Annotated in this window: 19 protein-coding genes; 11 read left to right on the plus strand and 8 right to left on the minus strand. The window is 71.8% G+C overall.

Going from position 1 to position 17091, the window contains the following annotated elements:
* Positions 1-14 precede the first annotated feature (14 nt).
* Entirely contained in the window at positions 15-1145 is a 1131-nt protein-coding gene (locus H1D24_RS44110) for a hypothetical protein (RefSeq protein ID WP_181659355.1), read from the minus strand.
* A 103-nt stretch (positions 1146-1248) separates the two neighbouring features.
* Here H1D24_RS44110 and H1D24_RS22055 point away from each other — a divergent pair, with 103 nt between their 5' ends.
* The 5 genes from H1D24_RS22055 to amaP all read left to right on the plus strand — a co-directional run bounded on the left by H1D24_RS22055 (position 1249) and on the right by amaP (position 3663).
* On the plus strand, positions 1249-1740 hold the full coding sequence (locus H1D24_RS22055) for an Asp23/Gls24 family envelope stress response protein (RefSeq protein ID WP_181659356.1): 492 nt from the start codon (positions 1249-1251) through the stop codon (positions 1738-1740).
* Positions 1741-1830: 90 nt separating this feature from the next.
* Positions 1831-2016 carry a hypothetical protein gene (locus tag H1D24_RS22060; RefSeq protein WP_181659357.1) on the plus strand — a complete coding sequence of 62 codons (186 nt, stop codon included), beginning with the start codon at positions 1831-1833 and terminating at the stop codon, positions 2014-2016.
* Positions 2013-2384: an Asp23/Gls24 family envelope stress response protein gene (locus H1D24_RS22065; protein WP_181659358.1), complete on the plus strand. Its 372-nt coding sequence runs from the start codon at positions 2013-2015 to the stop codon at positions 2382-2384. The genes H1D24_RS22060 and H1D24_RS22065 overlap by 4 nt, the downstream gene beginning before the upstream one ends.
* Positions 2381-3079 carry a DUF6286 domain-containing protein gene (locus H1D24_RS22070; protein WP_181659359.1) on the plus strand — a complete coding sequence of 233 codons (699 nt, stop codon included), beginning with the start codon at positions 2381-2383 and terminating at the stop codon, positions 3077-3079. The genes H1D24_RS22065 and H1D24_RS22070 overlap by 4 nt, the downstream gene beginning before the upstream one ends.
* Positions 3076-3663, plus strand: coding sequence for an alkaline shock response membrane anchor protein AmaP (gene amaP / locus H1D24_RS22075; protein WP_181659360.1), 588 nt, complete (start codon positions 3076-3078; stop codon positions 3661-3663). The genes H1D24_RS22070 and amaP overlap by 4 nt, the downstream gene beginning before the upstream one ends.
* An 86-nt stretch (positions 3664-3749) precedes the next feature.
* On the opposite strand, the gene H1D24_RS22080 is transcribed toward amaP, so the two are convergent.
* From H1D24_RS22080 to H1D24_RS22105, 6 genes are all read right to left on the minus strand, one after another.
* Positions 3750-4505 carry an SDR family oxidoreductase gene (locus tag H1D24_RS22080; protein WP_181659361.1) on the minus strand — a complete coding sequence of 252 codons (756 nt, stop codon included), beginning with the start codon at positions 4503-4505 and terminating at the stop codon, positions 3750-3752.
* Between the two features lie 4 nt (positions 4506-4509).
* Positions 4510-6297, minus strand: coding sequence for a glycoside hydrolase family 15 protein (locus H1D24_RS22085; RefSeq protein WP_181659362.1), 1788 nt, complete (start codon positions 6295-6297; stop codon positions 4510-4512).
* Between the two features lie 238 nt (positions 6298-6535).
* On the minus strand, positions 6536-7327 hold the full coding sequence (locus tag H1D24_RS22090; protein WP_181659363.1) for an SURF1 family cytochrome oxidase biogenesis protein: 792 nt from the start codon (positions 7325-7327) through the stop codon (positions 6536-6538).
* Positions 7328-7404: 77 nt separating this feature from the next.
* Positions 7405-7638, minus strand: a complete 234-nt coding sequence (locus H1D24_RS22095; protein WP_181659364.1) for a metallothionein — start codon at positions 7636-7638, stop codon at positions 7405-7407.
* Between the two features lie 82 nt (positions 7639-7720).
* On the minus strand, positions 7721-8707 hold the full coding sequence (locus H1D24_RS22100; protein ID WP_181659365.1) for a DEDDh family exonuclease: 987 nt from the start codon (positions 8705-8707) through the stop codon (positions 7721-7723).
* A 165-nt stretch (positions 8708-8872) separates the two neighbouring features.
* The gene (locus H1D24_RS22105) at positions 8873-9526 is read right to left on the minus strand and encodes a TetR/AcrR family transcriptional regulator (protein WP_181659366.1); all 654 of its coding nucleotides are present in this window, start codon (positions 9524-9526) and stop codon (positions 8873-8875) included.
* A gap of 184 nt (positions 9527-9710) precedes the next feature.
* Between H1D24_RS22105 and H1D24_RS22110 the strand changes: the two genes are divergently transcribed.
* From H1D24_RS22110 to H1D24_RS22135, 6 genes are all read left to right on the plus strand, one after another.
* Positions 9711-10523 (plus strand): acetoacetate decarboxylase family protein, encoded by an 813-nt coding sequence (locus H1D24_RS22110; RefSeq protein WP_181659367.1) that lies wholly within the window; start codon positions 9711-9713, stop codon positions 10521-10523.
* Positions 10523-11407 (plus strand): SDR family NAD(P)-dependent oxidoreductase, encoded by an 885-nt coding sequence (locus tag H1D24_RS22115; RefSeq protein WP_181659368.1) that lies wholly within the window; start codon positions 10523-10525, stop codon positions 11405-11407. Before H1D24_RS22110 ends, H1D24_RS22115 begins: the two co-directional genes overlap by 1 nt.
* Positions 11408-11420: 13 nt before the next feature.
* Positions 11421-12770 (plus strand): amidohydrolase family protein, encoded by a 1350-nt coding sequence (locus H1D24_RS22120; RefSeq protein ID WP_258564230.1) that lies wholly within the window; start codon positions 11421-11423, stop codon positions 12768-12770.
* A 74-nt stretch (positions 12771-12844) separates the two neighbouring features.
* Entirely contained in the window at positions 12845-14080 is a 1236-nt protein-coding gene (locus H1D24_RS22125) for an amidohydrolase family protein (RefSeq protein WP_181659423.1), read from the plus strand.
* Between the two features lie 314 nt (positions 14081-14394).
* A complete protein-coding gene (locus H1D24_RS22130) occupies positions 14395-15294 on the plus strand; it encodes a sterol desaturase family protein (protein ID WP_181659369.1) in 900 nt (299 codons plus the stop codon).
* The gene (locus tag H1D24_RS22135; RefSeq protein WP_181659370.1) at positions 15291-16097 is read left to right on the plus strand and encodes a lysoplasmalogenase; all 807 of its coding nucleotides are present in this window, start codon (positions 15291-15293) and stop codon (positions 16095-16097) included. The genes H1D24_RS22130 and H1D24_RS22135 overlap by 4 nt, the downstream gene beginning before the upstream one ends.
* On the opposite strand, the gene H1D24_RS22140 is transcribed toward H1D24_RS22135, so the two are convergent.
* Positions 16066-17040, minus strand: coding sequence for a CopD family protein (locus H1D24_RS22140; RefSeq protein WP_181659371.1), 975 nt, complete (start codon positions 17038-17040; stop codon positions 16066-16068). The two genes, H1D24_RS22135 and H1D24_RS22140, sit on opposite strands and share 32 nt — an antisense overlap.
* Positions 17041-17091: the final 51 nt, after the last annotated feature.

The following is a 17091-nucleotide window of genomic DNA, read 5'->3' on the forward strand; positions in this document are numbered from 1 at the left end:
ACCCCTGCACGTGGTCACGTCAGTTCTGTCACCAGTACCGCAACCGTGGGGTGGTTCGGCAGGGCCTCGCTGACGGCCGCGCGGACCGCGAGCGCCACGTCCAGAGTGCGGTGGTCGCGTGACGCCGCCAGCTCCACGCGTACGTGCCGGCGCGGTAGGGCCGCCCCGGACGTCGCCCTCGGATGCTCGTCGATATGGACCGCGCGCCCGCGGCCGCCGAGCGTGCCCGTCAGCCGGACCACACCGGGCACCGCCAGCACCGCCGCAGACACCTGGGCCTCGTCACCGCCGGCATCCGACGTCTCCGCCGCCTCGGCGGCCTGCCCCTCGGCGGCACCTGAAGGTGGCCGCGACTCCGTGGCCTGCCCCTCGGCGGCACCCGAAGGTTGCCCCGACTCCGCGGCCCGCTCTCCGCCAGCAGGGTGCCCTTCCGCTTGCGCGTCCGCAGCGCCTTCGGGGCCCTCGCCCGCATGGCCCGGCGCGCCGGGGGACCGCGTTTGCCCGGGCTGCTCGGGACCCGCCCCCGTGGCCTCGCCCGCGCCCGCATGGCCGGGCCCAGCGGGGGACCGCGCGTCTCCGAGCTGCTCAGGGCCGGCCCCCGCGTCTTCGCCCGCGCGCCCGTCCGCGGGTGGCGCGACCCCTTCGCCCCCGCGCGCCTCCCTGGCGGAAGATTCCGCAGCGGAAGGTTCCGCCGCCGAGGGTTCCGCCGCCGAGGGTTCCGGGCCGGAGGGTTCCGGGGCCGATGGTTCCGCGTCGAGGAGCGTCGTCACCCGTAGGTCCACGTCCGTGACGGTCAGGCCGATCGCCTCTGTTGCCGTGGTGAACAGCGTCCCGCGCAGGCGGTCGGCCGTGGTCGGGAGGGGGTCGGTCGGTGTCGCGGCGAACTCCGCCGTGATACGGAGTGGGCCGGGCGGCAGGGCGCTCGGGGGCGGCGGTACGGCCGGTGTCTGTCCGGCGTCGGGGTCCGCCGGTGCGATGCGGAGGACGCCGAGGCGGATACCCGGCTGTTCGTCCGCCGCCGCGCGCAGTACGGAGTCCGCCGCCGATTCAGCGAGCCAAGCCCCGTCGCGCGGCCCACCGAGGGGCAGCAGTCTGCCCAGGCCCAGCTGCCGCCGCACCGCCTGTGTCCATCGGTCCGCCGTCATTGCTCCAGCCTGCCGCATCTCTGGCGCGCAGTAGGGAAACCGCGCTTAGTGTGGACAAGGGAGTACATCCCCTCCCAAAAGTTTCCTAAAAGGATGAGCGGCGATGACTGAGACGACACAGCAGAAAGGCCCGGAGCCTCGCGAGAAGGCATCGCCGGATGAGCGGGGCAGGACGGGCGGCCCGGTGCGGCGCGGGGGCGGCGACCCCGGCACCCGGGGACGTACGACCATCGCCGACGGCGTCGTCGAGAAGATCGCAGGGCTCGCGGCGCGCGACGTCTTCGGCGTCCATGCGATGGGCAGCGGTCTCTCCCGGACCTTCGGCGCCATGCGCGAGCGGGTGCCCGGCGGGGGTGACAAGTCCGTCACGCGCGGGGTGAAGGCAGAGGTCGGCGAGGTGCAGACGGCGCTCGACCTGGAGATCGTCGTCGTCTACGGCGTATCGATCGAGGACGTCGCCCGCGACGTACGGGAGAACGTGATCGCGGCTGTCGAGCGCATGACGGGGCTTGAGGTTGTGGAGGTCAACATCGCCGTCAGCGATGTGAAGCTCCCGGAGGAAGAGGAAGAAGAGCCCGAGACGAGGCTGCAGTAGCGAGCGTTCCTGGTCAGTGAGCGACGCCCGCCGTCGACGCGGGCGTCCCCCCTGCCGCACGCTCTCGAGGCTCTCGCAGAGGAGCGCACAATGAACATGGCCATGATCGGCTTGATCGCCGGAATGGCGCTGGGGTTCGCCGGATACTTCGGCGGTTTCGGAGCCTTCCTCCTGGTGGCGGCGCTCGGCGCTGTCGGATTCGTCGCCGGGCGGTTCGCGGAGGGGGACCTGGAACCCGGTGAATTCTTCCGTACCCGCGGCGAACGGCGGCGGTGACGCCGTTGCCCGGTCAGTCCGTCGAGCCTGCAGAGCGCGGCGCGACCCGGATCGCCGACCGGGTCGTGGCCAAGATCGCCGCGTGGGCGGCACGTGAGGCGCTGGACGCCGTGCCCCAGGGCGGTGAGCCGCCGCATGCGACGGTCACCGTGCACCAGGAGACCGGCCGCGTCCGGACCGCCCGCGTCCGGATCAGCCTCGAGCTCGACTATCCGTCCGACATCGGACGCCAGTGCGGCGCTGTGCGTCGGCACGTCGCCGAGCGGGTAAAAACGTTGGCGGGGATGGAGGTGCCCGAGGTGGCCGTCCAGGTGGAGCGGCTGCACTCGGCACATGCGCGCAGCGCCGCACAGGGGAGGACACGGTGAGCGAGTCCCAGGGCCCGTCGGGCTCCGCCGGCGGCAGCACCCAGCGTCTTCCGGTCGTGGAGCGGGAGCCCGGCGCGGCGCCGAGCGACCTCGACCAGTCCGCATCCGCGGCCGCGTACGAGCCGCTGCCCACCGCCGAGGGCGACGACGGCAGGCCCCGACGCTTCTGGTCGGCCCGCCGCATCCCCGCGGCGCTGCTCGCGCTGCTGGTCTTCGCCGGTGCGGGGCTGATGCTGTACGACATCGCGGCCGTGCGCGCGGACCGGCCCGCGATGCAGTGGCGCAAGACCCTCGCCCGCGAGCTCGCCCAGCGTCCCCTCGACAACCTCTGGGTGCTGATCGGTGCCGGGGTGGCAGCGGCCCTGGGTCTGTGGCTGCTGGTGCTCGCCACCACACCGGGCCGGAGGGCGGTCCTGCCCATGCGGCGTGTGCACCCGGACGTACGGTCCGGACTGCACCGCGACGCCGCCGCCATGGTGCTGCGCGACCGGGCCATGGAGGTCTCCGGAGTGCAGTCGGCGCGGGTGCGCGTGAGGCGCAGGAAGGTCGACGTCCGCGCGGTGTCGCACTTCCGTGAACTCGACGAGGTACGGGGCGACTTGGACACCGTACTCGCGGACGGCATCAGAGAGCTGGGGCTCGGCCGGGCGCCCGCCCTCTCCGTGCACGTCCGCCGGCCCGGTAAGAAGGGGTGAGTGCCGTGCTGGGGACGGTCAACCGTGTGCTGCTGGGGCTCGCCGGTCTCGTGCTGCTCGTGCTGGGTGGTTCGGTGCTCGCCGTCGGTCTCGGCGTCACCCCGCCGTCGTGGTGGATCCACGACGGGAAGCGCGACGTGCTGCTGAGCGAAGCCGACCAGACGAGATGGCGGGACGAAGGCTGGTGGTGGCCCACCGTCATTGCCGTGCTCGCGGTGTCGGTGCTGCTCGCGCTGTGGTGGCTGTCGGTCCAGCTGCGTCGGCGCCGGCTGGCCGAGGTGCTGGTCGACACCGGCGACGGCGAGGGGGCGCTGCTGCGGGGCAAGGCCCTGGAGTCCGTGCTGGCGAGCGAGGCCGGAGCGCTCGACGGGGTGGAGCGGGCGCACGCCACCCTGACCGGACGGCGCAACGCGCCCGAGGCACGGGTGCGGATGGTACTGGAGCCGTTCGCCGCGCCCGGAGAGGCGCTGCGGAGGCTGGCCGGCGAGGTACTGGCGCACGCGCGCGGCTCGGCAGGGCTGGACCGGCTGCCTGCCGAGGTCCAGCTCCGCGCGGTCAGGCACCGCGCGGAGCGGGTCACGTGAGAAGCCGCTCGGCACCCCGTACCACTGTGGCGATGAGCCGGGCTTTGCCGCTCCGGACGCGAACCGAGCCTCAAAAGGGGCGTGTGTCAGAACCCGTGCCGGGCTCCGCCGTCCACCGGCAGCATGATCCCCGTCAGATACGACGCCGCCGGCGACAGCAGGAACGCCGCCGTGCGGCCGAACTCCTCCGGGGTGCCGTAACGGCGCAGCGGGATGTTCGCCTCGTTGGCCGCGCGGGCGGCCTCCGGGTCGGGGGAGAGGGCGTCCAGCTCCCGGACGCGGTCCGTGTCGATACGGGACGGCAGCAGGCCTATGACGCGGATGCCGCGAGGGCCGAGCTCGTTGGCGAGCGACTTGGCGAAGCCTGCGAGGCCGGGGCGCAGGCCGTTGGAGATCGTCAGCCCGGGGATCGGCTCGTGCACCGATCCGGAGAGCACGAAGCCGATGACGCCGCCCTCGCCGAGCTCCGCCGCGGCCGCCCGGGCCAGTCGCACCGCCCCGAGGAAGACGGACTCGAACGCCGCCTGCCACTGCTCGTCGGTGTTGTCGGCGGCGGAACCGGGAGCCGGTCCGCCGACGCTGATCAGTACGCCGTCGAAGCCCCCGAAGCGCTCGCGCGCGGCCGCCACGAGGCGTCCGGCGGAGGCGGAGTCCGCGTTGTCGGCGGCCACACCGACGGCGTTCGGGCCCAGTTCGGCGGCGGCATCGGCGACGCGCTTCTCGTCCCGGCCGGTGATGACGACCTTCGCGCCGTCCGCGACGAGCTCGCGCGCCGCCGCGTTGCCCAGGCCCCGGGTGGCTCCGGTGACGACGTAGACACGGTCCTTCAGTCCAAGATCCATGGCCCTATCCTGCCTCCTCCGTCCCGAACAGGGTGAAAGCGGCCCCCACCAGGCCGATATGGCTGAACGCCTGCGGGAAGTTCCCGAGCTGCCTGCGGTTCACGGGGTCGTACTCCTCCGCGAGCAGGCCCACATCGTTGCAGAGCCCCACCAGCCGTTCGAACAGCTCCTGGGCCTCCTGCGGGCGCCCCGTCAGATGCAGCGCGTCCGCAAGCCAGAAGGAGCAGGCGAGGAACGCGCCCTCGCTGCCGGGCAGTCCGTCGATGTCCGTCTGGTCATCCGTGCTGTAGCGGCGCAGAAAACCGTCGTGGCTGAGCTCCTTGCGTACCGCCTCGATGGTGCCTGTCACCCGAGGGTCCTCGGGCGGCAGGAATCCGACGCGCGGAATGAGCAGCAGCGCGGCGTCCAGTTCGCGGGAGCCGTAGAACTGCGTGAACGTGTTCCGGTCCGGGTCGTAGCCGCGCTCGCACACCTCGCGGTGCACGGCGTCCCGCATCGCGCGCCAGCGGTTGATGTCACCACGCAGCCTCGGGTCCGCCTCCAGCGCGCGTACGGTCCGGTCGGCGGCCACCCACACCATGATCTTGGAGTGCACGAAGTGGCGGCGGGGGCCGCGGACCTCCCACAGCCCGGAGTCGGGCTGCTGCCAGACGGACTCCAGGAACTCCAGCAGGCGGCGCTGCACCTGCCACGCGTGCGGCATGGCCGGCAGGCCCGCTTGGCGCGCCAGCATGAACGAGTCGACGACCTCGCCGTACACGTCGAGCTGCAGCTGCTGCACCGCTTCATTGCCGATGCGCACGGGGACCGAGTCCGCATAGCCCGGCAGCCACGGCAGTTCGAACTCCGGGATCCTGCGCTCGCCTGCCAGGCCGTACATGATCTGCAGGTCCCCGGGGCTGCCCGCGACCGCGCGCAGCAGCCAGTCCCGCCACGCCTTGGCCTCCTCCTGGTAGCCGGCCGCCAGCAGCACCCCCAGGGTGAGCGTCGAGTCGCGCAGCCAGCAGTAGCGGTAGTCCCAGTTGCGGACGCCGCCGATCTCCTCGGGGAGCGAGGTGGTGGCCGCGGCGACGATGCCGCCGGTCGGTGCGTACGTGAGGGCCTTGAGGGTGATGAGGGAGCGGACGACCGCATCCGCGTGCGGGCCCTTGTACCGGCACCGGTCCGCCCAGGCCTGCCAGTCCTCGACGCTGTCCGCCAGCGCCTTGTGCGGCTCGCACTGCGGTGGGCGCGGCTCGTGGGAGGGGTGCCAGGTGAGTACGAACGCCACCTTCGCGCCCTCGGCGACCGTGAACTCCGAGTGCGTGCCGAAGTCCTTGCCCCAGGTGCGCACTTCGGGGTCGCTGCGCAGCCACATCGAGTCGGGGCCCGCCACCGCCACGCGATGGCCGTCGGACCTGCGCATCCACGGGATGACCGAGCCGTACTCGAAGCGCAGCCGGAGGGTGCTGCGCATCGTGACCTCGCCGGAGAGGCCCTCGACGACGCGTACGACATCGGGGCAGCGGTCGCGCTGCGGCATCAGATCGGTGACGCGGACCGTGCCGCTGTCGGTCTCCCAGACCGAGTCCAGGACCAGTGTGCGCGGGCGGTAGGCACGGCGGGTGCAGGGGCCCGCGTCCTTCGGCGCGATACGCCAGTGCCCGTTCTCCTCGTCGCCGAGCAGCGCGGCGAAACAGGCGGGCGAGTCGAAGCGGGGCAGACACAGCCAGTCGATGGAGCCGTCCCTGCTCACAAGAGCGGACGTCTGCTGGTCGCCGATCAACGCGTAGTCCTCGATGGGTCGGTGCACGTCTGGCGGGTTCCCGGCGGGGACCGATGCCAACCCGAACGGGCGTCTGGCCGGGTGACCGAACCCGGCTGGAGCGCGCCCCGACCGCACGGCGGCATGTTGAGGACGAGCCCGTCAGGGCGATCAGGGGGGTCTGGGGGCGGAGCCCGCAGCGGGGTCCAGGGGCGGAGCCCATGCCACGCGGCGGAGCCGCATATCGGATGCTGCGGGCAGGGGCGGGTGGGGAAAACCGCACGAGCTAAACGGCGGCCGGCTCCGGCGCCTCCGCCGACTCCGCGGCCGCCTCAGCCCTGTCCCGCCGCTCACGGCGAACCAGAACCACCCACCCGACGGGCACCCCGGCCGCGAACAGCCACCACTGAATCGCATAAGCCATATGCGGTCCGATACTGCTGTGGTCGGGCTCCGAGATCAGCTCGGGACTGTCCCCCTTGGGCTCGGGCGACACCTGTGCGACATAGCCACCGAGCACCTGCCCGCCGCCGAGGCTCTTCGCCACCTGCTCACTGTTGATCAGCATGATCTGCCGGTCGGGCAGCCCCTGGACGTTCTTGATGCCGCTCTCGGCGGTCGTCTCGTCGGCCATGAGCCGCCCGGTGACGGTGACCTCGCCCTTCACGGGCGCGGGGATCTTCGGGAAGGCGGTCTGCGGACCGTTCGCGGGGATCCAGCCGCGGTTGACGAGGAGCATCCGGCCGTCCTTGAGGACGAACGGCGTCAGGACGTGGAAGCCGACCTCGTCGTCGGAGTTGGTGCGGCGCCGCACGACGACCTCGTGGGCGGTGTCGTACGTCCCGGTCGCGGTCACCGTCCGGTACAGCTCGGAGTGGGGCACGGTGTGCCCCGGCGAGGTGAGCTGCTCCACGGGCACCGGCTGCGCGGACAGCGCGTCGGAGATCAGCTTGTTCTGCGCGACACGGTGTTCGTGCCGGTGCAGCTGCCAGAAGCCCAGCTGGATCATCGTGGGGATGAGCGCCAGGGTCACAAGGGTGAGGATCACCCACTGCCGGGACAACAGGAAGCGGTACACCCCATTGACGGTACCTGGCACCGATCGGCCCCCTACGGGAGGGTCTCCCGTAGGGGGCCACGTACCCCGGCGCGGGCTCACACCTTGTCGACGATTCCCACCTTCCCCTCCGCGCGGGAACAGTGCGCCCCGCAGAACCAGTGGCCGTCGACCTCGACTCCCTGGCCGATGATCTGGACCCGGCAGTGTTCACAGAGGGGCGCCATGCGGTGGATGGCGCACGCGAAGCAGTCGAAGACGTGCACCGCGCCCTGCGCGTGCACCTCGAACGACATCCCGTAGTCGTTTCCGCAGACCTCACAACGTGCCATGCGCCACAGCGTGGAGTGCGGGGGCGGAGGCGGCGAGCCATCCGGAGGCGAGTCGCCCGGCAATCACCCGGTCGCCCGGCAATCAGCCGTCCGACGCCGGGGCGACGTCGTGGAGGAGCTGCCCGAAGGCGGCCTCGTCCACGACCGGCGTGCCGAACTGCTTCGCCTTCGTGGTCTTGGAGGTGCCGGAGTCCGGGTCGTTCGTGACGAGCAGGCTGGTCAGCCGGGACAGGCTCGTCGCGACGTGCAGCCCGGCCTCGACCGCCCGGTCCTCGAGCAGCTCGCGCTCGACGGAGGTGTCGCCCGAGAACGCCACACGCATGCCCTGTTTGAGTGGCTTGCCTGGTTCGTAACGCCCGGGGTTGGGATAAGGGCACGGCGGCCGCTTTCGCGAGGGCCGCCAACCGCCCGGCTGGTACGAGGCCTGACGGCCGATCCGGGGCGTGGCCGGCCGGTCCGCCCACTCGGTGAGCGGCCGGCACTCCAGCAGCGGCAGCCGCACCCCGTCCCGCGCGGCGGCGTGCAGGCTCGGCCGGAAAGCCTCGGCGAGCACGCGCGCGTCGTCCAGTGCATGGTGGGCGCGCTGCTGTACGACGCCGAAGTGCGAGGCCAGCGTCTCCAGCTTGTAGTTGGGCAGGGGCAGGCCCAGCTCCTTGGAGAGCGCGATGGTGCACAGGCGCTGACGCACCGGAGCAGTGCGCTCAGCGCGCGCGTACTCCCGGGCGATCATCGACCAGTCGAAGGCGGCGTTGTGCGCGACGAGGACGCGGTCGGCGAGCCGGTCCGCGAACTCCTCGGCGATGTCGCCGAAGAGAGGTGAGTCCGACAGCACGTCACTCGTCAGACCGTGGATCCATACGGGCCCCGGGTCGCGCTCGGGATTGACCGTCGTGTACCAGTGGTCCTCGACCCCGCCGCGCGCATCCAGCCGGTAGACGGCGGCCGACACTATCCGGTCGTCCCGGGCGAGGCCGGTGGTCTCCACGTCGACGACCGCGTACCCCTTCGGATACGCGGCCGGCCATGGTGCCGCGGGCGCTGCGGTCGTGCGGTGGCGGTCTTCGAGCATGGTCACTGAGGATACGGGCCCTGACTGACAGCCCTCGTACGGGTCGTCACCAGCGGCCCTCGACGGGGCGTATCCCATTGCCCTGTTGACGGACCCGGCTCGCCTGTGGACGGACCCGGACGCCCCTGGTTCTCCGGATCTGTCTCATTTGCGCTAGGTGGCGGCTCAATTGACGGTCGCTCCAGTTCCGGCTCCGCGGGGCGGCGCTTCGAGCAGCCCGGTCACCAGTGCCCGTATGGACGTGGTGAACACCTTCTCCGTGTCGATGGGCGCGGCCAGCGCGCGTGCCAGCGCAGGATCGCCGTCCGCCGTGCGCGCACCCCACAGCTCCTCCTCGCCGGGCCGCTGCACGGGTGCGCGCTCGCGGTTGCGCTCGACGAGGACGTGGCCGACGACATGGAACTGAACGGCCCGTACCACCTCGGCGGCCCGAGGACCGTGGAGGCCCGCCGCGTGCACCTCGCGCACCAGCACCTCCTGGGCGGGCAGGAACATCTGCTCGGTCAGACCGCGTTCGTGCACCATCGCCACGAGGTGAGGGTGGTCGCGCAGCCGACGGCGCAGGGCGCGGGCCACGGAGACGATGCGCTGGGCCGGGGTGCCGCCGGTGGGGCGGAGCTCGCCGAGGTCGGCGACGGTGCGCTCGACGAGGGCGTCGAGGAGGGACTCGCGGTTGCCCACGTGCCAGTAGATCGAGGTCACCGCCGTGCCGAGTTCGGCCGCGAGCTTACGCATCGTCAGGGCGCCCGGGCCATGCTGTTTCACCAGGTTCGCGGCGGTGTCCAGGATCTCGTCGCGGCTGAGTGACGGTCTCGGCATGAATCCCCCCAAGTTCCCGGCGCGCCGGTCGGCCAAGTCGTCAGGCCAAGTCGTCGGCGTGCACGCCTCTTTACCTTCATCGCGCGTCGCTGTAACTGTGTTACAGGCGGCCGTCCGACTGGTGACATCAGCGGCCGAGCCGCCGGGCCCCCGGCACGTCAGAGTCGACGAAGGGTGGTACCCCATGGCACGCGTACGGTATGGCGCGCGGACGGAGGCGGAGATCGCCGCCGCGCGCACCGCGAACTCCGCACTGCCCGACATCTGGTCCACCGGCGTGGTGGCCGTCTGGGAGAGCGACCCCGACGCGGTGGCGGCCGTGCTGCCGCCGCCCCTCAAGCCCACCGGGCGCCCTCTGGTGCGGGCGAACATCAGCAAGGTCGAGCTGCCCGGCTATCCGCTGGGTGCGGGCTCGGTCGCCGTCGCGGCCGCGCACGACGGTACCGAGGGCTGGTATCCGCTGGTCATGCCGATGACCCACGAGCGAGCCCTCATCGGCGGCCGCGAGGTCTTCGGCGAGCCGAAGAAGCTGGGCGAGGTGACGGTCGAGCGGGACGGCCTCGTCGTACGGGCGTCGCTGGCGCGGCACGGCATCGCGTTCGTCGAGGTGCGCGGCGCGGTGAGCGGGGAACTGCCGGTTCCGGAGCCGACGCAGAAGACCGACTTCTACTTCAAGTTCCTTCCCGCGGTGGACGGTTCGGGTCTCGAGGGCGATCCGGTGCTGGTGCACTGCGTGCGCAACGAGAAGGTACGCAGGCTGGAGCAGATCACGGGCGACGTCGTGCTGCGTGAGTCGATGTACGACCCCGTCGCCGATCTGCCCGTACGCCGGCTGGTCGAGATCACCATCGGCGAGAAGACCAGCGACCAGAAGGGCAGGGTCGCCGAGCGGGTGAGCGCGCAGGCGCTGCTGCCGTACATCCATCAGCGCTACGACGATCCGCAGCAGGTCCTCGACGGCCCGCCGGAGGGATCGGCACAAGGGAGGAGGGCCTGATGGAGCTGAGGGCAGGGCAGGTCGCGGTCGTCACGGGCGCGGCGAGCGGTATCGGGCTGGCCATGGCACGCCGGTTCGCGGCGGACGGCCTCAAGGTGGTCCTCGCGGACGTGGAGGAGAGCGCCCTGGAGAAGGCGGCCGCGGGGCTGCGCGAGGACGGGGCGCAGGTGCACGCGCGCGTGGTCGACGTCGGCGAGCGCGAGCAGGTGGTCGCCCTGGCGGACGCGGCGTACGAGACCTTCGGCACCGTCCATGTGCTGTGCAACAACGCGGGCGTCGGCTCGGGCGCCGAGGGCCGCATGTGGGAGCACGACCCGAACGACTGGAAGTGGGCCTTCGCCGTCAATGTTTGGGGCGTCTTCCACGGCATCCAGGCGTTCGTGCCGCGCATGCTGGCGGCGGGCGAGCCGGGACACGTCGTCAACACCTCATCGGGCGACGGCGGCATCGCCCCGCTGCCCACCGCCTCCGTGTACGCCGTCACCAAGGCGGCCGTCGTGACGATGACCGAGTCGCTGTACGCGCATCTGAAGGCGGAGCACGCGCGCGTGGGGGCCTCCGTGCTCTTCCCCGGCCCGCACATGCTGCGCACCGGCCTGTGGGAGTCGCACCGCAACCGGCCCGCCCGGTACGCCAAGCAGAAGCCCCGCCGGACCCCCTACCGCAGCCTCGACCAGTGGGAGACGGCGATGCGGGAAGCGGGGCAGGAGGTGCGGTTCACGCCGGTCGAGGACGTGGCGGACCTGGTGGCCGACGGCATCAGGGACGACCGCTTCTGGCTGCTGCCGGCGAGCGAGCACAGCGATCAGCAGATCCGGGCGAGGTCGCAGTCCATGCTCGACCGCGCCAACCCCTCGTATCTCGAGAGCTTCATCCTGGACTGACTAGGGAGCCGCCATGACCGACGCGGGCACAGGCACGTACGGGAACGCAGACCCGGCCCGACAGGCACAGGACGCACAGGACCGGTCCGACGACCCGTACCTGATCATCTCCTCCGACTGCCACGCCGGGCTCCCCACCGAGGAGTACCGGCCCTATCTGGACGCCCGCTTCCATCGTGCCTTCGACGACTTTCTCGCGGGCCGGGACGCGCGCCGCGAGGAGGCGACACGCCTCGGCATACGGAACGAGGCGTTCGCGCACAAGTGGTTCCAGGACAACGAGGAAGGGCTGCGCGGCGGTTGGGACACCGCTCAGCGGCTCAAGGAACTCGACGGCGACGGAGTGGCGGCGGAGGTCGTCTTCCCGGACGCCGACGCCGTCGACAGCCAGACCGCCGCCCCCTTCGGCGTGGGCCTCGGCCTCTCCGGCGACCAGGACCCCGAGCTGGGCATGGCGGGCGCGCAGGCCCACAACCGGTGGCTCGCCGACTTCGTCTCCGAGAACCCGGAGCGGCACTGCGGTGTGGCCCTGCTGCCGGTCACAGCCGAGCCCGGCAAGGTCGTCGCCGAGATCCACCGCGCCAAGGAGTCCGGACTCGGCGCCCTCATGATCCCCTCCATGTGGGTCGACAAGGAGCCCTACCACAACCGCCGTTACGACCCCGTATGGGCCGCGGCGGCCGACTGCGGGATGCCGGTGGTCACCCACTCGGGAGCGGCGCCGCGCCACGAGTACGGCGACCACCTGGGCATCTATGTGAGCGAGGTGACCTGGTGGCCCGCCCGGCCGCTGTGGTTCCTGCTCTGGTCGGGCGTCTTCGAGCGGCATCCCGGGCTGAAGTTCGGGGTTGCCGAGTCGGGCTGCTGGTGGCTGCCGAACCTACTGTGGTTCATGGACCGCCTCTACCTCGGCGCGCACGGCGGCAAGAAGCTCTCGCCGTTCGCCGAGCTGAAGCGGCCCCCGCACCAGTACCTGGACCGGCAGGTCTTCATCTGCGCCACCAACACCAAGCGCCGCGAACTCGCCCAGCGCTACGAGATCGGTGTCGACAACATCCTGTGGGGCAGCGACTTCCCGCACCCCGAGGGGACGTGGCCCGACACGCGCGCGTGGCTCGCGAAAACCTTCCACGACATCCCCGTCGTGGAGACCCGCCGGATGCTCGGCCTGGCGGCGGCCGAGGTCTTCGGCTTCGACGTGGAGAAGCTGACGCCGCTGGCCGGCCGTATCGGCCCGACACCGGCCGAACTGGGCCAGCCCGCAGACCAGACGGCCGTCGAGGCGTCCTGGGCGCGCTCCCGCGAGGTGGGCCGCCACTGGCTGACCGACCACGACTTCCCGGCCCTGGGGGTGACCCCGTGACGACGACCGACCGAGACCCCGTGACAGCCACGACCGATCGAGCCCCCGAGACGGCCACGACCGATCGAGCCCCCGTGCCGCCCACGACCGACCGCTACACGGTCATCTCCGCCGACTGCCACGCGGGCGCCGACCTCCTCGACTACAAGCCGTACCTGGAGTCCCGGCACCACGACGCGTTCGACGCCTGGGCGGCCACCTACGTCAATCCGTACGAGGACCTGCTCGCCGACTCCGCCGACAAGAACTGGAACTCCGACCGGCGCCTCGACGAGCTGGAGCAGGACGGCATCGTCGCCGAGGTCGTCTTCCCCAACACCATCCCGCCGTTCTTCCCGTCCGCATCGCTGATGGCCCCCGCGCCGACCCGCGAGGAGTTCGACCAGCGCTGGGCGGGCCTGCGCGCCCACAACCGCTGGCTCGCCGACTTCTGCGCGGCGGCGCCAGGCCGCCGCGCGGGCGTCTTCCAGATCCTCCTGGGCGACGTCGACGAGGCGGTGAAGGAGATCCGCTGGGCGGCGGCCGCGGGCCTCAAGGGCGGTCTGCTCCTGCCCGGCACCCCGCCGGGATCGGGCCTGCCCGAGCTGTACTCCTCGGCGTACGACCCGATCTGGGCGACCTGCGCCGAGCTCGGCGTACCCGTCAACCACCACGCCGGCTCCGCCTCACCACCGCTCGGCGACGAACCTGCCGCGCGCGCCGTCTTCATGGTGGAGACGACGTGGTTCTCGCACCGGGCGCTGTGGCATCTGGTGTTCGGCGGAGCGTTCCGCCGCCACCCGGAGCTGAAACTCGTCCTCACCGAGCAGGGCTCGGGCTGGATCCCGGGCGTGCTCGACATGCTGGACTACTACCACGGGCGGCTGGTGGCGGCGGCCACGCGCGCGTCCACCGCCGAGTCCAAGTTCGGTGCGGGCCTGGCCGCTTCGATGGGCAAGGGCCCGAGCGAGGTCTGGCGCGAGAACTGCTTCGTGGGCGCCAGCTTCATGCGCCCGCACGAGGTACCGCTGCGCGACCGCATCGGCCTCGACAAGATCATGTGGGGCAGCGACTACCCGCACGACGAAGGGACGTATCCGTACTCCAGGGAGGGCCTGCGGATCGCGTACGCGGGTCTGCCGCGGGATGAGATCGCGGCGATGGTGGGCGGCAACGCGGCCCGCGTCTACGGTTTCGACCTGGCCCTCCTCCAGCCGATCGCGGCGAGGGTCGGCCCGACCGTGGAGGAGCTGGACGAACCCCTGAAGGAACCGCCGGCGGACGCCACCAGTCCGGTTTTCGCACCCGGGGGATCGGTCCGCGTCTGGTGAAGGTGACGGCCCTGTACATGGCCGATCGCTCACCCGGGGGCAAGAGAGTTTCCCCGGGTGAGCGACCAGGCACCCGAAAGTGACGCTACGCCCGGCAGCGGTACTCCGCACGGCGAGACCCACACGGGTGCGCCGGGCGAGCGCCTCGGCCGGCTTCATGCCGGAGAGGACGACCGCCTCCGTGCCGGGAGGGCCGGCCGGAGATCAGCCTGAAGATCAATGGCCGAAGCCACCAAGAAGTGGGCCGTACCGCCGGTAATACTTGTCGGTAACACGGTCTGGCCGCCGCACGCCCAGGCCTCTACGGTGCACCCATGCCGAACCTGCCCGATGCCGTGCTGTGGTCCATACCGGCCTTCGTCCTGCTCACCGTCGTCGAGATGGTGAGTGTCCGCCTCCATCCCGACGAGGACGCCGCCATATACGAGGCGAAGGACGCCGCCACCAGTGTCACGATGGGGCTCGGCAGTCTCGTCTTCGACTTCCTGTGGAAGATCCCGATCGTCGCGATCTACACGGCGGTGTACGAGCTCACGCCCCTGCGGGTGCCCGTGCTGTGGTGGACGGTCCCGCTGATGCTGCTCGGGCAGGACTTCTTCTACTACTGGTCGCACCGCGGCCACCACGTCGTACGGATCCTGTGGGCCTGCCACGTCGTCCACCACTCCAGCCGCAGGTTCAATCTCACCACCGCGCTGCGGCAGCCCTGGACGTCATGGACGGTCTGGCCCTTCTACCTGCCGGTCATCGCGCTCGGCGTGCACCCGGCGGCGCTCGCGTTCTGCTCGTCGGTGAACCTCGTGTACCAGTTCTGGATCCACACCGAACGCATCGGCAGGCTGCCCCGCGCCTTCGAGTTCGTCTTCAACACGCCGTCGCACCACCGTGTCCACCACGCCTCCCAAGGCGGCTACCTGGACCGCAACTTCGGCGGCATCCTGATCGTCTGGGACCGGCTGTTCGGCAGCTTCGTACCGGAGACCGAGCGGCCCGCCTACGGACTGACCAAGAACATCGCGACCTACAACCCGTTGCGCGTGGCCACGCACGAGTACGTCGCCATCGCCAAGGACCTCCGCACGGCGGGTAGTTGGCGTGAGCGGGCGGGGCGCGTGTTCCGCGGACCGGGGTGGCAGCCGGCGGAGCCCGTACCGTCCGCAGCAGCGCGGCAGACGGTCGGGGATGGCGCTGCGGTCGGGGAGGGCGCTGCGTGAACGGCCGCCGCGAGGGGCCCGCCCGCGCGCTGTTGTGGGCTTTCGCGCTCGCGGCGGTCTCCGATCTCGTCGCCCTGGCAGCCGGGGCCGATACGGTCCACACCGTCGTCAAGCCGCTGCTCATGCCGCTGCTCGCCGCCCATGCGGCCGCGCGAGGCGGGCCGCGGCTCCTGGTCGGGGCGCTGCTGTGCGGGTGGGCAGGCGACACGCTGCTGCTGTTCGAGGCCGATCCGGCGTTCCTCGCCGGGATGGCGGCGTTCGCGGTAGGGCACGTCTGCTACCTGGTGCTTTTCGGGAGGCTCGTGCCTTTCGCGAGGCTCGTGCCGTTCAAACGGCCTGCGATCTCAGAGCCGGAGCCGGAGCCGGAGCCGGAGTCGGAGCCGGAGCGGGGGCTGGAGGTGGCGGTGGAGCCGGAGTCGGAGCCGAACCGCGCCGCACGCGCGCGTGCCGTCTGGCTCCCGGTCGCATACGGCGTTGTGCTCATCGGCACCGTCACGCTGCTGTGGCCGGATCTGCCGGAGGAGCTGCGCGGGCCCGTCGCCGCGTACAGCCTGCTGCTGACGGCCATGGCGTACGGAGCGGGTCGGCTGGGGCTCGCGGCGGGCATCGGGGGAGCGCTCTTCCTCTTGTCCGACACGCTCATCGCGACCGGCGTTGCCGAGTGGCCGCAGCTTCCGCTCCCCGATCTGTGGATCATGGGCACCTATCTCGCGGCCCAGTACCTGCTCACCCGCGGGGTGCTCGACGCCCACGGCAGGCGGTGCCCGGCCGCTACCAGCGGATGGGCAACGGCAACGCCGTGAGCAGCGCCGACACGGCCACCACCAGGCCCAGTACGGCCACCTCCACGCGCGCGGGGACGTACGCGCTGTACCGGTCGGCCGGGGTCGACCGCCCCAGGCGGCGCCTCGCGGCCAGTGCGAGGGCGGTGACGACGGCGACGAGGAGGACCTTCGCCAGCAGCGCGCGCCCGTAGGCCGTCGTCACCAGCTGGTCGAGGACCGTGGAGGGCGGCATCCGCCGCAGCGTGCTGCACAGCCCCGTCGTCGTGATCGCGGCGAGCAGAACGATCGCCACGCGCGCGTACAGCCCGAGAAGCGCCGCACCGGCCTGGGGCGCGATCTGACGCCACAGCCGCATCCGGCGCAGCACGTGCAGCAGCCCGCCGGCCCACAGGGCGGCGCACGTGAGATGGACGAGGGTCAGGCCGGCCCCGATGAGCGGGGTGTCCTCCGTCGGGGGGTGGGCGCGCAGCGCCTCGGCGACAATGATCGCGGCCAGCGGCAGCAGCTGTGTCGCGGGCCGGCGCGAGCGTGCGCACAGTCCGGCGACGAGGAAGGCGTTGAACTCCAGCAGCGCCACCGCACCGTCACGGGTCTGGTAAAGCCCGCCGATGTCCATGTCGGAGAGCTGCTGCGGCACCAGGTTTCCGGTGGACACGACCGAGGCGAGCCCCAGCGCCGCCACACATCCCGCACCCGCCGCGTACGGCGCCCAATTGCGCGGAGACGGCTCCTGCGAGACCCCCGGCACCCGCCGGGCCAGCCATGCGGCGAACGCCTCACCGAGCTGCACACACAGGGCGGCGAACAGGACCATACGCAGCACTCCGACCCCGCCGACCCCCGGCGCCGCGGCCTCCCCGGTGCCGTGCAGGGCTGCCGACGGGCCGAGAAGCGGCACGAGCGCCGCGACGGCCACGAGAACGAGCACCGCGACGGCTCGCCCTGCGGCCTCCCGCCGCACGAGAGCGGCGGGAGCAGGAACGGACGCAGCAGGGACAGAGGCGGGAGGGAC

The sequence above is a fragment of the Streptomyces himalayensis subsp. himalayensis genome, from assembly GCF_013778455.1.
In the GTDB taxonomy this organism is placed as follows: Bacteria; Actinomycetota; Actinomycetes; order Streptomycetales; family Streptomycetaceae; genus Streptomyces; species Streptomyces himalayensis.

What these genes read in the sequence shown, in the direction of transcription:
- H1D24_RS44110 (WP_181659355.1), bottom strand. Translation starts at nt 1,145, where the DNA reads ATGACGGCGGACCGATGGACACAGGCGGTGCGGCGGCAGCTGGGCCTG.
- H1D24_RS22055 (WP_181659356.1), top strand. Translation starts at nt 1,249, where the DNA reads ATGACTGAGACGACACAGCAGAAAGGCCCGGAGCCTCGCGAGAAGGCA.
- H1D24_RS22060 (WP_181659357.1), top strand. Translation starts at nt 1,831, where the DNA reads ATGAACATGGCCATGATCGGCTTGATCGCCGGAATGGCGCTGGGGTTC.
- H1D24_RS22080 (WP_181659361.1), bottom strand. Translation starts at nt 4,505, where the DNA reads ATGGATCTTGGACTGAAGGACCGTGTCTACGTCGTCACCGGAGCCACC.
- H1D24_RS22095 (WP_181659364.1), bottom strand. Translation starts at nt 7,638, where the DNA reads ATGGCACGTTGTGAGGTCTGCGGAAACGACTACGGGATGTCGTTCGAG.
- H1D24_RS22100 (WP_181659365.1), bottom strand. Translation starts at nt 8,707, where the DNA reads ATGCTCGAAGACCGCCACCGCACGACCGCAGCGCCCGCGGCACCATGG.
- H1D24_RS22105 (WP_181659366.1), bottom strand. Translation starts at nt 9,526, where the DNA reads ATGCCGAGACCGTCACTCAGCCGCGACGAGATCCTGGACACCGCCGCG.
- H1D24_RS22110 (WP_181659367.1), top strand. Translation starts at nt 9,711, where the DNA reads ATGGCACGCGTACGGTATGGCGCGCGGACGGAGGCGGAGATCGCCGCC.
- H1D24_RS22115 (WP_181659368.1), top strand. Translation starts at nt 10,523, where the DNA reads ATGGAGCTGAGGGCAGGGCAGGTCGCGGTCGTCACGGGCGCGGCGAGC.
- H1D24_RS22120 (WP_258564230.1), top strand. Translation starts at nt 11,421, where the DNA reads ATGACCGACGCGGGCACAGGCACGTACGGGAACGCAGACCCGGCCCGA.
- H1D24_RS22130 (WP_181659369.1), top strand. Translation starts at nt 14,395, where the DNA reads ATGCCGAACCTGCCCGATGCCGTGCTGTGGTCCATACCGGCCTTCGTC.